Source organism: Ignavibacterium sp. (assembly GCA_032027145.1).
Classification (GTDB): domain Bacteria; phylum Bacteroidota; class Ignavibacteria; order Ignavibacteriales; family Ignavibacteriaceae; genus IGN3.
This window is the reverse complement of the sequence record JAVSMP010000001.1, coordinates 1-15,809: the sequence shown is the minus strand read 5'-3', so window position 1 is coordinate 15,809 and position 15,809 is coordinate 1. Positions and strand designations below refer to the sequence as shown.

The 15,809-nt window shown below is 31.1% G+C and carries 12 protein-coding genes and 1 pseudogene; 9 read left to right on the top strand and 4 right to left on the bottom strand.

What is annotated here, in order from left to right:
* Position 1: 1 nt before the first annotated feature.
* From ROY99_00065 to ROY99_00045, 5 genes are all read left to right on the top strand, one after another.
* Positions 2-1,564 carry a DUF6798 domain-containing protein gene (locus tag ROY99_00065; GenBank protein ID MDT3694748.1) on the top strand — a complete coding sequence of 521 codons (1,563 nt, stop codon included), beginning with the start codon at positions 2-4 and terminating at the stop codon, positions 1,562-1,564.
* A 234-nt stretch (positions 1,565-1,798) separates the two neighbouring features.
* Positions 1,799-3,010, top strand: coding sequence for an IS256 family transposase (locus ROY99_00060; protein ID MDT3694747.1), 1,212 nt, complete (start codon positions 1,799-1,801; stop codon positions 3,008-3,010).
* A 60-nt stretch (positions 3,011-3,070) separates the two neighbouring features.
* Positions 3,071-4,582, top strand: a complete 1,512-nt coding sequence (locus tag ROY99_00055; protein ID MDT3694746.1) for an oligosaccharide flippase family protein — start codon at positions 3,071-3,073, stop codon at positions 4,580-4,582.
* Positions 4,583-5,233 carry a hypothetical protein gene (locus tag ROY99_00050; protein ID MDT3694745.1) on the top strand — a complete coding sequence of 217 codons (651 nt, stop codon included), beginning with the start codon at positions 4,583-4,585 and terminating at the stop codon, positions 5,231-5,233.
* Between the two features lie 4 nt (positions 5,234-5,237).
* A complete protein-coding gene (locus ROY99_00045; protein ID MDT3694744.1) occupies positions 5,238-6,440 on the top strand; it encodes a glycosyltransferase in 1,203 nt (400 codons plus the stop codon).
* Here the strand turns inward: ROY99_00045 and ROY99_00040 are convergent.
* Genes ROY99_00040 through ROY99_00025 form a run of 4 tightly spaced genes read right to left on the bottom strand, consistent with a single transcriptional unit; the run spans position 6,425 to position 10,106 of the window.
* A complete protein-coding gene (locus ROY99_00040) occupies positions 6,425-7,645 on the bottom strand; it encodes a glycosyltransferase family 1 protein (protein MDT3694743.1) in 1,221 nt (406 codons plus the stop codon). The genes ROY99_00045 and ROY99_00040 overlap by 16 nt on opposite strands.
* Positions 7,646-8,113, bottom strand: coding sequence for a GNAT family N-acetyltransferase (locus ROY99_00035; protein ID MDT3694742.1), 468 nt, complete (start codon positions 8,111-8,113; stop codon positions 7,646-7,648). It lies immediately after the preceding gene.
* Positions 8,110-9,204, bottom strand: a complete 1,095-nt coding sequence (locus ROY99_00030) for a DegT/DnrJ/EryC1/StrS family aminotransferase (GenBank protein ID MDT3694741.1) — start codon at positions 9,202-9,204, stop codon at positions 8,110-8,112. The genes ROY99_00035 and ROY99_00030 overlap by 4 nt, the downstream gene beginning before the upstream one ends.
* Complete coding sequence (locus ROY99_00025) at positions 9,201-10,106, bottom strand: class I SAM-dependent methyltransferase (protein MDT3694740.1); 906 nt, start codon at positions 10,104-10,106, stop codon at positions 9,201-9,203. Before ROY99_00025 ends, ROY99_00030 begins: the two co-directional genes overlap by 4 nt.
* Before the next feature lie 133 nt (positions 10,107-10,239).
* Between ROY99_00025 and ROY99_00020 the strand changes: the two genes are divergently transcribed.
* The 4 genes and pseudogenes from ROY99_00020 to ROY99_00005 form a co-directional block, all read left to right on the top strand.
* Positions 10,240-11,502: a YCF48-related protein gene (locus tag ROY99_00020; GenBank protein ID MDT3694739.1), complete on the top strand. Its 1,263-nt coding sequence runs from the start codon at positions 10,240-10,242 to the stop codon at positions 11,500-11,502.
* A gap of 31 nt (positions 11,503-11,533) precedes the next feature.
* Positions 11,534-11,761 (top strand): annotated as a pseudogene (locus ROY99_00015) (T9SS type A sorting domain-containing protein).
* Positions 11,762-12,182: 421 nt separating this feature from the next.
* Complete coding sequence (locus ROY99_00010) at positions 12,183-14,366, top strand: hypothetical protein (GenBank protein ID MDT3694738.1); 2,184 nt, start codon at positions 12,183-12,185, stop codon at positions 14,364-14,366.
* Positions 14,367-14,379: 13 nt separating this feature from the next.
* Positions 14,380-15,809: hypothetical protein (locus ROY99_00005; protein MDT3694737.1), on the top strand; the 1,430-nt coding region annotated here is incomplete at its 3' end.

Sequence of the window (15,809 nt, the reverse complement as noted above, 5' to 3'; positions counted from 1 at the left end):
ATTGGATATAGACAAAAAAATAGATATTAAGAAAACAATACTAATCTACTCAAAAAATTTTGCTATTGTTATTTTTTTAACTTTTGGTTTGGTTATATCTACTACACCCCCAAAACCTTTGTTTTATGCAAATCAGAATACTTATTTCATTCACGGACTAGCCTCTATAGATTTTGGCAATTTGGGAAATGATTGGCTAGCCAAAACAAAAGATCCTTTCCCCGTTTTTAGTTATTTAGTTAAAGTTCTTTACCCAATTGGTGGGAAAATTAGTTTCGTTGTTATGTATTATCTTGTCCTTGTAGTATACTTTTGGACTTTATTTGGAATAATTATAAATATCTTAAATCTAACTAGTTTCTACTCGAAACTTTTTGTGTATCTAATAATAATCTTCCTCTATTCTAATGAATTAACATTATTAGCAACTAAGTATTTAAACTTCTATCTTACATCTTTTTTTACAGATGGTGTTGCCGGTCAATATCTTATCGGAAAGAGTTTTGAACCGTCTATTTTTGGTGTTTTTATTTTTATCTCACTGTATTTTTTCATTAAAAGAAAAATTAGATTATCAATAATATTTTTAATTATTACTGTATATTTTCACGCCTCCTATCTTCTTTCAGTTTTAATATTTTTTACGAGTTATTGCGTGTATTTAATATTACATAAATACAAAAATCTTTATAAGATAATATTTATTTTTATTTTTTTAATGGTACCGGTAATAATTTTTTATATGTCATTTTATCTTCCCTTAGAATCTACGGGTGTTGATGCAAAAAAGATTTTATATAATTACAGAATTCCTCACCATGCAAATATTGTTTACTGGTTGAATATCGAATCAACTCTCAAATATTTATTACTTGTATTATCTATTTTTTTTATTAAAAATAGAAAGTTCAAAATAATACTAATTATTCCTGTGGTATTGCTAATAATTTTATCTATTATTCAGCTAATCACTAATTCTATTGAGCTTGGACTGCTATTCCCGTGGAGAATTTCAGTGATTTTAATGCCTCTTCTTTCAATAATACTTATGTATAATTTGACATTTGGGTTATTGGAAAATTACCTTTCTGCTAATACAAAATCCTATTTGATTTTTCCAATGATATCTTTAATCTTTTTGTTCAGTATTTTAGGTATTAAAAATTATAAGATCTACGCTAATACACATACAAGCTACATAACTGATAAAGTATTTAATTTTGTTAGGCAAAACAGGCAAATTTATGACCAGTATGTTGTTCCGCTTCAAATGGAAAATTTTAGATTAGAAACAGGGGTTCCAGTATTTATCGACTTTAAATCCCACCCATATAAATCCGAAGAATTAGTTGAATGGTATAGTAGAGTAATACTTGCAGATAAAATCGTTAATTGTGATAGTACGCTAAACACATGTGTAATAAGTACTTTAATTAAAAAATATAACGTTACTCATTTATTACTTGAAAAATATAAAATACAAGAAAATATTAAATTATTTAAGTCTTACTTATACGAGGATGACTTTTACATTATTCTAAAGCTACAAGATATAATTTTATAGTTTAATCCATTTATAGTGGTATAAAGTCACTTAGTGGGAGTGTAAATAATTCTGTGTAAATGGTTAAAGTAAGAAATTAGTTAAGTGCTGTGTAGCCCCGATATTCATCGGGATAAACTCCGCGGAACAGCACTTAACTTGGCGAAAATCCTTCGGGGTTTTCATTTGCTAAAAAACTAATTACATTTAACTATTAGCCAAAAGGAGATTTACACAATGGAACTAACTCCCGAAATGATCGAGCAGCTTAAAGCCGATCTAAAAACAGCAAAGACCTATCAAGACTTGATGGGAGAAAACGGAGCTATCAAGAAAATCATTAAAGCCTCCCTTGAAGGAATACTTGATGCAGAACTTACCGAACACCTCGGGTATGAAAAATACTCACCCGCAGGAAAGAACACCGGTAACAGCCGCAATGGTAAAACCCACAAGACTCTAAAGAATGACTACGGAGAAATAGAACTTACAGTACCCAGAGATCGCAATGGTTCATTTGAGCCGGTTATAGTAAAAAAGTATGAGAGAACTCTTGGACCAATTGAAGATAAAATTATCTCAATGTATGCAAAAGGAATGACCACAAGAGATATACAATCACACGTACAAGAATTCTACGGTCTGGATATAAGTGCAACACTTGTATCCCAAATAACTGATAAAATAATCGATCTGGCAAAACAGTGGCACAATCGACCACTTGAATCAGTTTACCCAATAGTCTTTTTTGATGCCATTCATTACAAAGTAACCAGCGAAGGAAAGGTAACTAATAAAGCAGCTTACACTTGCCTGGCGCTTGATATTACCGGTAGAAAGGATCTACTGGGCTTGTGGGTAAGTGAAGCTGAAGGTTCTAACTTCTGGCTTAGTGTTTTAACTGAATTAAAGAACCGGGGTCTCCAGGATATTCTGATTGCTTGTGTTGATGGATTGAAAGGTTTTCCAGAGGCAATCAATACGGTTTTCCCTGGAACAGAAATACAACTTTGTATCATTCACTTAATCAGGAATACACTTAGATACATTGCAAGCAGAGATCAGAAGTCATTTATGAAAGAACTTCGATTAGTTTATTCAGCACCAACTGAAGAAGCTGCTCTTATTGCTCTCGACAGATTTGAAGAAAACTGGGGAAAGAAATATTCTTTATCAATCAGAACCTGGAGGCAGAACTGGCAGCACGCTTCTACGTTTTTCAAATACCCTGATGAAATTAGAAAAATCATTTACACTACCAATGCAGTTGAGGCTGTGCATCGTCAGTTTAGAAAGGTTACAAAACAAAGAAGCATTTTTCCTAATGATGATGCACTGAAAAAAATGCTTTTCTTAGTTTACAGAGATATCTCTAAAAAGTGGACTATTATGCCGGTGCAAAACTGGACTGTTGCATTATCACATTTATCAATTATTTTTGATGAGAGATTAATAAATGTTCTTTAACAATAAAACTCATTTACACAAATTATTTTACAGACTCTCAATAAATGAATTAGCTCTTTAATGCTTGACAAATTTAAATACTTCTTAAAACATTCTTTTATTTATAGTATCAGTAATGTTGCTACAAAAGCATCCGGTATAATTTTACTTCCTATATACACGAGTTATTTTACTGTAGAAGAATTCGGAAGGCTTGGGCTTGTCCTTGCTATAATTACAATTATGATTCAGATTGTTGTCCTTGGTCAAAACCAGTCAATATTAAAATTCAATAATCAGATTGAATACATAGATAAAAAAAAATCTATTCTCTTTACTCTCACCTTGTTTGTAATATTTTCTGCACTTGTTTTTATTGTAATTGGAGAATTTGGTGCCCCATGGTTAGCAAAGATTTTAGGAAATTATAATGACTATTATTCATCCCTCAGAATTGCAATCTACATAGTTGTAGTATCAATTATTACTAATGTATTTCAAAATAAACTAAGGGCTGATGAAAAATCAGTCTCGTTTACGGTTATAAGTCTTATTAAGTTATTTGTGCTTATAGCTGCAACTGTTTATTTAGTAACCTCGCTTGAACTCGGTATTAATGGTGTTTTATATGGTCAGTTAATTTCTGAAATAGTAACACTAATTATCTTAACTCCGTTTATGTTAAAGTTAATGGAGTATAGATTTGAAAAAAACATTTTAACTGCTTCATTAAAGTTCGGATTACCTTTAATATTCAGTGCTTTATCAATGACATTATTAAACATTAGTGACCGGTTTTTAATAAAATTTCTGGACTCAGAGGAAGCACTTGGATTATATGAATTAGGTTATCGTGTAGCAGGTATATTAAATATGTTTATGATAATGCCTCTTTCTTTAACCTTATTGCCGGTTGCTTATAAAGTTTATCAGCAGCCGGGAGATAAAGATTACTACGTGAAGATTATGACTTATGCTTCATATTTCCTTGTTTGGGGAGCTTTGGCACTGTCAATTTTCAGTAAAGAAATAATTGAACTATTTTCCGGCAGCGGTTCTTATCTGCCGGCTTATGAAGTTGTTCCTGTAATTTTGTTTGCTTATGTGTTTTTCGGAATGAGTTTAATCTCATCATTAGGAATGTATCTGACATCCAAGACAACATACATAGCAATCATAACAATAGTATCTGCCGTTTTGAATATTATACTCAATTTTATTTTCATTCCAATATATGGGATAATGGGTGCAGCAGTTAACACTTTGATTGCGTTTATATTCCTTTACTTTTTCTCATTTATCATGTCTAATAAATATTATAAAATAAATTTCGAAGTATTACGTTTACTTTTACTTTTTTTAATCAGTAGTATTTTATTATTTATAAATTATGTCACTCAGATAGAATTATTATTGATAAACTTAACTTTTAAATTAGTGCTAGTTCTATTATTCCCATTGATTTTGTATTTAACAAAATTTTATCATACTAATGAGATTAACACTTTAAAATCTATAATTGTAAAATGGAAAAATCCATCTGAATGGGCTCAAAAAAAAAACAACAACATTGATATATTTAATAAGGATTAAATGATCAGGAGGATTAAAAATATTGTTTGGAAATTATTAATCAAGCTAAATCTTGGAGGAGCCATCCAACTAATGCTTACAGGTGGTTTACTCGAAGATGGCTGGTTCAAAAGTTTTAACACAAAACAATCAGTTGATATTAATAATAAGCCTATACCTTGGTGCACCTATTCATTTATCAAATTTATTGAACCAAGGTTGAAAAAGAATTTTACTGTATTTGAGTTTGGAAGTGGAAATTCAACACTTTGGTACTCAAACCGGGTGAAAAATATAGTTGCTGTTAAAAGCGATAAAGAATGGTTTAACTTTATATCATCTAAACTGCCCCAAAATGCTCATATTATTTTTAAAGGATTAGATTATAATGGAGAATATTGCCGGTCTGTTAATGCAGAGAATACAAAATTTAATTTAATTATTATTGATGGACGGGATAGAGTTAACTGTATTAAATGTTCATTAGATTCTTTAACTGAAGATGGAGTAATAATTTTTGATAATGCGGATTTGCCTAAATATCTGGAGGGTATTAATCATTTGAAAGATAGAGGATTTAAGAAAATCGATTTTATAGGGATATCACCAGTAACGCCACATAATAATTGTACATCTGTATTTTATAAATACAATAATTGTCTTGAAATTTAATGCTATGAAAGTTCTTTTTTTATTAAATGGTTTAACACATTATGTTATTCCTATTTTAAATAAAATAAATAATCTTGAAAATGTTGAAGTTATTACTATATCTGCTGGTCAATTATCAAGTAATGTTGGTGCTGGCGTATATCTAACCGAAAGTGGAGCTAATTTTAAAATGTATTTCGAAAAGGAGGTTAAGAGATATTATAATAAAACTTTTTTTCAGAATTTTAAATTAATATTGGAAAAAGAGAAGCCTAATATTATTGTTCTTGGTTGGCCATTTGTTTTGGAACTAGTGTTTAATCTGTTTTTAACATTTCATATAAAAAAAAACAAAATAAAAATACTTTTCAAAGAAATTCCCTTTCAGGTTCAGCCCTTTTATGATGCTATAAAATTTAAGTCCACAGAATTTATAAATGAAAATCTTGAATTAATTGATAAATCATTTAAAAGAAAAATTTCTAATTTTTTTATAGCAATTATTCGGTCAATTTATTATAGGATTGCAGATGGAATAATCACTTATACTGAAGATTCATACAAATTATTAAAAACATTTGGCGTATCTAAAGAAAAAATATTTGTATCATATAATTCACCTGATACTGAATTGCTTAAGGTCGTTAAAAACCAAGCACTCTCTTCGGAACCAATTCTAACTTACAATTATCAAAGATTGATTCATGTAGGAAGATTAGTAAAATGGAAAAGAGTAGATTTTCTAATTAGAGCAGTTAACGATTTAAGAAATAGTTTTCCACAAATTGAACTAATTATAATCGGGGATGGCCCAGAAAATGAGAAACTAAAGTTGTTAGTTAAAGAGTTGGATATTCTTAATAAAGTAAAATTTGTTGGATCAATTTATGACTCAATTCTACTAGCGAAATATTTTCTCGCTAGTGGTGTATATGTTTTAGGTGGCATGGGTGGTCTCTCAATAAATGAAGCGATGACATATGGTAAACCAGTGATTTGTTCGATTTGCGATGGAACAGAGCGCAAACTTGTGAAAAATGGAAAGAATGGATTTATTTTTTCAAATGGCAATTATGAAGACTTACTGAGTAAACTAACCATATTATTATCAGATGAAAATATGATTAAGGAATTTGGAAGACAATCTGTAAAAGTCATAGAAAATGAAGTAAATATAAATACTGTAATAAATGGATATAAAAAAGCATTTAATCACTTAATAAAATGATTATAAATTCTTCTAAAATTTTTGAAATAGTCAATTTTACTAAGTTCAATCATCCGATTTCTTGAATTAATCAAATTTTCTTGGAATAATTCTTTGTTAGAAATCATTTCGACAATTAGATTGCTCAATGATACTTCATCGTCTGGATTAAAAATAAACCGTTTATCGGCAATTGTTTCGGGAAGTGAAGTGGTATTTGCACAGATTACAGGAACCTCATATCTCATTGCTTCATAAAGAGGTCCGCTTCCAGCTTCGTATAATGTTGGAATAACAACAAGAGATGTGTTTTTGTATAATCCAATCAAATCCTCTTCAGGAACTATTCCTAAAAACTTAACAAACTTTTCAAGCTTTAGCTCATAAATCTTCTTTTCAATAACAGAGAAATAATCAGTTTTGTTACCTGTGCAGATTAATTTTATATCAGGAATCCTTTCATTGACAATCCTTACAGCTTCTAATAATCTAATATGATTTTTATGAGACCATGTTGCAGCGGGGTAGAGCAAATATTTTTTGGAGATAGAATATTTCTTTTCTAGCGATTGCCAATCAGTTTCCTTTTTTGTTGTAAACCAATTTTCGGAAAACGGCGGGGGACATACATTAATTTTATTCTCAGGGACTTTGTAAAAATTTATTATGTCTTTTTTTATATGCTCAAAGGAAACTATTATTTTATCTGTTTCATACATTGCTTTATGGTTGTTTATCGCTCTGTGTATTCTCTCAGCAGAGCAGAAGTTTCCCGGAAAATGAAATTCCTGAAGATCATGCATTGTAATAATTACAGGAATCTTCGTTCCATAAATCGGTGAATACTGAATTGGAACATGAAATAATGAGATCCCGGATTTTTTTAAAAGTGAATTATACGGATTTATACTTATTGAGAATTTTTTTAGAAAGTTCAGGAACTTATTTCCAGAGGAGTATTTGTTGTAAACCGTGTATGTATCAAATAAAAAATAAGATAATGCAAATCTAATTTTGGTAAAAAAAGAGTTTCTATTCAGGATACTGAATTCAATCTTGCTTTTATTATCAAACTCAGTCAGATTTTTTTTAACTTCGGGTGAGGTAAATAATACAATTGATTTTATCTCATCAGATTTAAGTAGCAGTCTCAGTATTCCAATAGAGTATGTAAAAATTCCACCAGCTTTAAGCATTGAGTGATGTATGTAAAAACCTATTCGCATCTACTTTATATTTTTGTAGTAAACAAGATGTCCAATTTTTTCATCTACACCACTAAAAGTAAATCCAAAATCTTCATATATCTTTTTTGCAATAATATTATCAGGATGAACCTTTAACATCAGTTTTTTTACTTTATTGATTCTGCAAATCGAAATTGCATGATGAAGTGTTAATTTTGATAATCCTTTTGAAGAAAAGTTCTCTGCAATCCAGACTCCATAAGAGGGAATGCCATAACCGGCATCCCATCCACGAAGCATATAAAAACCAACAAGAATACTATTAACATAAATTCCGTAATACATATCTTTAACCGCTTTTTCCAATACTTTTGAAACACTTTCAATATCAAATTCAAACGGAATAAAATACTTAGAATATTCTCTATCAGATTGTAAAAGTAAGTCAGATAGTTCCTTTGACTGAGCTATGTTAATTTTTCTTATTTCAACTTCTGATGGAATCATTTGAAAAATCTTTTAATCATATTACAAATGTAGTCAACATCGTTTTCATTAAGATCAGGATAACTTGGAAGGTTTATTCCACGGCTTCCAAGTTCTTCAGCAACCGGAAGAGAAAATTCTCTTACAAAATACATAGGCATTAGATGAACAGGATGAAAAGTTGGACGGGTTTCTATCTCATTTGATCTAAGATATTCTCTTACTTTATCTCTCTCTGAGGAATTATTTAATAAGATAGAAATCATCCAGAATGAGTGCCTGACATTTCCAATTTGAGAATGGAAAATTACCGGCAAGTTCTTCAATTTTTCTTCATACCATTTTGCAATTTGTATTTTCTTTTTAATAAGTTCATCTGCTCGTTCTAATTGAGCTAAGCCGATTGCTGCACAGATATTTGTCATTCTGTAATTATAACCAATTATATCGTGATAATATTCCCGGTTTTTTGCTAAACCCTGTCCTTTAAGATGTATTACTTTTTCAATCAATGATTGATTATTTGTAACGACCATCCCGCCTTCACCAGTAGTGATAGTTTTATTTCCAAAGAAACTAAATGTAGAGATATCACCGATAGAGCCAACGTGTCTGCCTTTATATAAACTTCCAAAAGCTTCTGCACAATCCTCAATAATAAATAACTTTTGCTTTGCTGCTATATTTATAATAATATCCATTTCACAAGGCTGCCCATAAAGATGAACAGCCATTATAGCTTTAGTATTCTTTGTAATTTTTTCCTCGATCTTTGCTGGATCAAGCTGCCAAGTTGTTAAATCAGAATCTACAAAAACGGGTTTTGCACCCGTATATTTAATTGCATTTACAGAAGCTATATAAGTAAAAGAAGGAACAATCACTTCGTCATTCTCACCAATTCCCAATGCTAAAAGTGCGAGGTGAATAGCAACAGTTCCATTGCAAACTGCCGCAGAGTGTTTAATTCCTATGTAATCTGAAAAGGAGTTTTCAAACTGTGTAATAAATTTACCTTTTGAAGAAATCCAGGTCGAATTAAGGCATTCTAACACATTCTCTTTTTCTTTGTTGCCAAGCGAGGGTTGATATACCGGATATTTAAAACTCATTTATCTTTCCTAAGTGCTATTCCTAAAACTGCGGATTCTTTTATTTCATTAAAGGAAACCAAGTAATCAAAAAATTTCGAGATGTAATAGGGATCTTTAACTGTTTCCAATAATCCTTTCTTTTTCCATCGGTCAGAATATTTGCTGTAAAAACCTTGTTCTATTTCACCAAAAATCTGCTGCTCTAAAATAGTGAAGTCCTGAATATTATTTAACAATCTTTCTTTTATAGATTTCTCATCATAAACTCTTTGAAAGAAATATTTATCATTAATCTGATTAACTTTTAATCCGTAAGTATCGCTCTCAGAATACTCTATTACAAATGATTTTGAAACAGGAAAAGTTAAAATCAGAATCCCATCTTTTTTAAGGATTCGCATCATTTCCTTAATAGCAGTCATATCGCCATTGTTGTCAATATGTTCAATTACACTAATAGATATTACTGCATCAAAAGAATTATTTGCATAATTTAATTTGGCAGCATCACCAGTTCCTGTTTTAAAATTGTGTTTGTTTAATATTTTCTGTGAGTATTTTTTTACGAGATTTAAATCATTTGTATCCGGATTTAGATATGTATAATCTGTATCGAAATTAGAAGCACAATAAAAACCAAAAAGGTATGGTGAAGATATATCAAGAACCTTCTTATTTGAAAGAGAATATTTGGTCAGGTTTTTTAAAGCAAAATCAAATTCAAAATATCGAACAATAGAAACGGGATTAAAAAGTAGTTTTGGAGAAATGACTGCCTTAGCCAACAGTTTCCTGGCTATTGTTTTTCCAAAATGGTAGAAGTCTTTTCCAATTAAATTGTCTTTATTGGCTTTTAACCAGTAAATCTTTTCTTTGAAATACAAGTATGGAATAAAACAAAATCTAAGTTTCTTGTTCAAGATTACCAAAAAAAATATACTTATTGATTAGAAATATACTAAAGTAAGTTTGTAATAGTTGATATTAAATTTAATTTAATCTAGTTTAACAAAGGGTCTGCTTCAAAAATTGATTTACAATGAGAGAAATCAAATGAGATCATTAATAATATTCATTTTGTTTTTACTATTCTTCTTTTCATCTGCTAACTCACAGTGGGTGCTGCAGAATTCCGGAACTAACCAAAGATTTCTTACAGTTTTTTTCCTTGACCAGAACTTAGGATGGGCTGGCGGCGATGAAGGATGTATCGTCAAAACAACAAATGGCGGTTTAGATTGGCTGGACTGTTCAATTGGTCTTAAATACAATGTGCATTCAATTTATTTTATTGATTCATTAAAAGGATGGGCAACAATTTATACTTATAATCCTTACCAATCCGGTTACATTATAGCAACTACAGATGGTGGTATAAATTGGTATTTCCAATATTATTCTGATGATAATACATTACATCGAATTCAATTTATAAATGAAAGTTTTGGATGGGCTGTCGGTAGTGCGGGTATTTTTCTAAGAACACTTAATGGAGGAAATATCTGGCAGGAATCTTTTATCTCCTTTGAATGGACTTGGGCTGTTTATTTTATTAACCCAAATGTTGGCTGGTGCGGAGATGGTTCTTCAGGCTATATAAAAAAAACACTAGATGGAGGCTTAACCTGGCAGTATTATTATACAGGCAATTACTCAAAAATTTTTGATATTGAGTTTATAAATAACTTAGTTGGCTGGGCAGTCGGTGAAAATGGTTGTATTTTGAAAACTAATAATGGTGGACTTACCTGGATGTTACAAAATTCAGGGACTTTGCAGCATTTAAGAGATGTTGATTTTATTGATGATTCAACCGGCTGGGCAGTTGGTTTTACAGGTGCTATTCTGCATACTACAAATAGCGGAATAAATTGGTATGCACAGTATAGTCCAATCTCAGACGACAGCTTTTATGGTTTAAATATGTTTGATAAGAATAATGGCTGGATAACCGGTAATAATGGAATTATCTTATCTACGGAAAATGGAGGTGGTGGGCCTATTCCAGTCGAATTAATTTCTTTTACAGGTAAATGTAATTTTGATAAAGTTATTCTTAATTGGACAACAGCTTCTGAATTAAATAATTCTGGATTTGTAATAGAAAGAAGAATAGATAAAATCAATTGGACTCCTATTGGATTTGTTAAAGGTAGCGGTACAACAACTGAAACTAATAAATATACTTTTATTGATTCAATTGGTAACACTTCTTCAAACAAATACTTTTATAGATTAAAGCAAATAGATTTTAATGGTGTTTTTAATTATTCTGATGAAATTGAAGTCGATGTAAAAATCTGGTTTACCAAGTGAGCATAATCTAAATCAGAACTATCCAAATCCATTTAATCCAACAACCAGAATCCGGTATCAGGTATCCAGCCTCTCAGATGTTAGCTTAAAAGTTTATGGCATACTCGGCAGTGAAGCAGCAACACTTGTAAACGAAAAACAAGAGCCGGGATATTATGAAGTAAGCTGGGATGCATCAAACCTTGCAAGCGGAGTTTATATCTATCGTTTGCAGGCTGGTTCATTTATATCAACAAAAAAGATGATGTTGTTGAGATAAACTAAAAGCCGGTAATCTTTGTAAAAACCTTTGTCCTTTGGTATAAAAAACGACATTTAACCACTAAGCCCACCAAGGAAAGTCAACACTTAACTACGCGCAACTAAAATAATTAACAACAGCTATTGACAAAAGGGAAAAATAATTTTAGGTTATCAGCGGGAATAAAAACCTCCAAGCACTGCGGATAAAATTCCAAAGAAAAAAGATCAATCAGCTTTAACCAGTGGAGTAAAACTTTATGGGAAAAAGTTTAGAAAAAAAATCACTTGACAAGCACACAAAAAGCAATAGCTTTCGTTTCTCGTTTCTCGTTTCTCGTTTCTCGTTTCTCGTTTCTCGCTTCTCGCTTCTCGCTTTTACGTTTTTCGTTTTTATTTTCTCGTCTCACATTAACGCCCAAGTAATAATCAAAGAAAAAGTGGAGATAAATCCGCAAAGTGTAATTGTTCCAGATAATCCTAATTCAAACAGCCATAGTATGAGTGTTGAAGTTAACTGGGATGCCCAAGAAGTACAAGCGAATGGACACTTCTGGAATGCTAACCTGCAAGTGAACACCCAACTAACTAATAATTGTGATCAAGTGGTTGGTGCTACGGGGTTTGTTTTTGGTTGGCCAACAGGCTCATCAATATTAAATATCCAGAATGTTAATTCATATTACTATACTTTAAGAGTTACTCTTACCGGTTTCTATGGTGCATATCAATCAGTTGATGTTAACTATAGTATTTATTTCGATGACGAACTATTACATTCTGGGTTAATTGAAGCAATGTCTGGTTTGGATTATACCTGGACAGTAACAAGATATTATGAACAAACAATTTATGTTTTCTTGGTGGATTTTCTTGACTTCAAAATTAATACTAATAACTATCCAGTTGAGTATAAGAATAAATATAATCTTTATACAAATCCGTCAAATAGCTGTTCATCTTCAAACGTAGTATCATTAACCGATTCACTAAATCTTTCGATCATTCAAGGTTCACAATATCTAACATTTTTTCAAAATCAAACAGAAGATACTCTTGGCAGTTCAACTCAAACAATATTAAGTGATCTAAATAATATCAAGCTCTTATATAATAAACCACTGCGTGATACGCTGGATACACTTGGTGTAATTATGATAGAAGGAAACGGCTTAGTTGAATATGATAGTGTGAAAATAAAACCAGCGTTATTTGATTTGATTGTCGAGACAGAACCAAAAATAATTGCTCCGGGAGATACTGCAATCGTAACAGTTAAAAGGAGAACCGATTATGGAACAGAAGAATTTCCATCAGATCAATCTTTTGATGTATGGATAATAGAAGGAAGTAGTTACGGATTTTTACTTGATTCGCTTACAGGTAATTCAGGTAGTTCATTAACAGGGATTCCAAATAGATTTAGAATTGTTGCAAATGATAGTATTGATGTTGACTCAGCGAAAATAGAAATAAAAGTAATAACCGAAACAGGAAACATCTCAACATCATTAACAGGAAATAATACGAAACAAAATGAAACAAATAAAATAGATAGTATAAATGTGCATAATAAAGAACCAATACAAAGTGATTGGATAGATTTTGGTGAAACTCTTGAAGGTTACGGTAATGTGGTGGTGAAAGAGGATAGTTGTGATGAGGAGATTGTGGTTTGTGATAGCTTTGAACCTCAGAAATTTGATGATCCTGGAGTTGGAAAAATTGAAAAACTTATTTCAAACGCTCCCTGGAGTTGGATCGATCCTGTAACAAAAACACCTAAAAATACAGATGCAGGAGAAGGATGCAGTGAAGGTGATCCCAAGACCGATGTGGGATTAACATACTTGATGGATGAAATCGGTACTTATTCACAAAGTACACCAACAATAGTTTACAAATTATCGGAAGATATTGTTGTAGAAGCGTGCCTCGATGAACGTGATCCTAATGATTCTAAATGGCGATTCAAAGTTAAAAATGTCAGAGTCCCAATATTTGCTGATATTTGTAGTTCCGTTATCTCAAATAATAATTTTATTGATTTAAAGGATGGTAATGATTTAACTCTTCTTTCCTCTAATATCAACAATTGCCTCGATTTAAAGAGAGTATTATCTGATATAGATTGGATGATTAACAGTCCCTATGCTCACCCTTGTGAAGTTCATCCTGTAAAGTATCTTTTTAGCTCAGGGATAAGGGCACACGAAGAAAAACATTATAATGATATAATTGAAGAAGTTAAAAAATACTTAAATGAAAAAACATTCCCTGATTTGATAAATATTTACTATAGATTGAAAGCAGATTATAATTGTCCGGAGAATGCACTAAATAGTTCTTATGTTAATAATATTACAATGGTCCAAGCTTTAAAAGAATTTTTGTTCAGTTATGATATTATTACTGGTGCAAACATTAAACAAAGGAACGGGTCTGAATTTGTAGGCTGTATTAGTGCATTTCCCTTTCCATTTATTTTACAGTTTAAATCTGAACTAAATGCGGACCAAGTGGCAAAACAGACATATCAAGAAATTCGCTCTAGAATTTTAAGTTGGGCTAAAATGCAGTCTTGGTATGACCCTACAAAACTCAATTGTCTCGGAATTAATTAGATAGAGGAAATCCATGAAATCAATACTAATCTTAATAATTTTTATATGTTTTGGTAATATTTATTCACAATCACTTTGGAACATTCAAATAACAATGACTTCCAAAGATACTTCTATAGAATATCTAAAATCAGTAATATTAAATGAATATTCATCACAAATTGATTATGAAATAGCTGCTTTTTATTTAGCTTATTATCATAAAGACTCTGAACTTCAGTGGTTACAAAGTAATTTAAACACAATTCCAATTACTGATAAATCAACACCTATTTACACAATGAAATTCCAGAAATTTGTTACAGACATAATTATAAAGGGTTACCTTGGAGATCAGTCAGCTATAGTTGCATTGCAATCGGCGATTGATTCGATGAACTATATAGTTGACAAAATTATTGCTGACAGGTATTTATCTGAGGCTGGCATCTATAATAATTTTGATTTGATAAAAAATGCTTTTTTGGATTCAAATTATAGAGTTTATTCACTTCAGGGTTTAAGGACTTATGCTAATAATCCACAATACAGAAGTGAAGTGATTTCTTTACTAAGCGAAGCTATCGTAAATTCAACAAATGCAAATGAACTATCAAATTATACATATTCTCTTTATTGGATTGATCGTGATTTGACTGTTGAACTATTAGATCAGAAATTTCAGGAATTGAGTGGTTGGGATAGACAAAGTCTCTTTATTGATTTATATAAATTTGATCCCATTAACCAACCGAGAAGGAGTATGTGGGCTATTCCATTAGAACCTGACGAAAACTTACGTGCCTATTATATACCTTTTTATCCGAGTATTGAATCGGGTATATATCCAAAAGTTTATTTACAACCGTACTGGATTAATTTTTTGAAAAGTTGGTATCAGACTGAAAGTTCAGCAAATATTAAAGATGATATTATTTGGTTTATTTATGATTTCAAACCATTGAGCATTAATACTGATTCAAGTATTACAATAATTGATCAAATTGAATATCTAAAGCTGCAAGTAGATAGTGTGCTTAACTACACCTGGCTCGGCGATATAACTTTCTCCAACGAACTAAAAAATATTTTAACCACCGCCAAAACAAACTTACAAGCAGGAGATTCACTCGTGTGCAGAGTTCAGGTAAAAGCATTTCAGGATTTAGTAGATAATGTTTATAAGGACTCACTTAACGCAGACCCGCGCTTTGTAACAATAGAAGGATGGAAATTTCTCTACTGGAATGCACATTACATTTTAGACAGATTACCGGAACCGCCAGCAAATCCAAATCTTGTTGTAAACCTAAAAAACAGTTTGGGTAACCAAATACCAGCAAGTAATGTAACTTACTATGAAGGCAGTTGGAAAGATGCAGTTAACAATGGAGATGGAACATTCACAATAATAACAACAAAACCAACAGTAAGCATCAGAATGTTCTACGAGTATGCAAACCA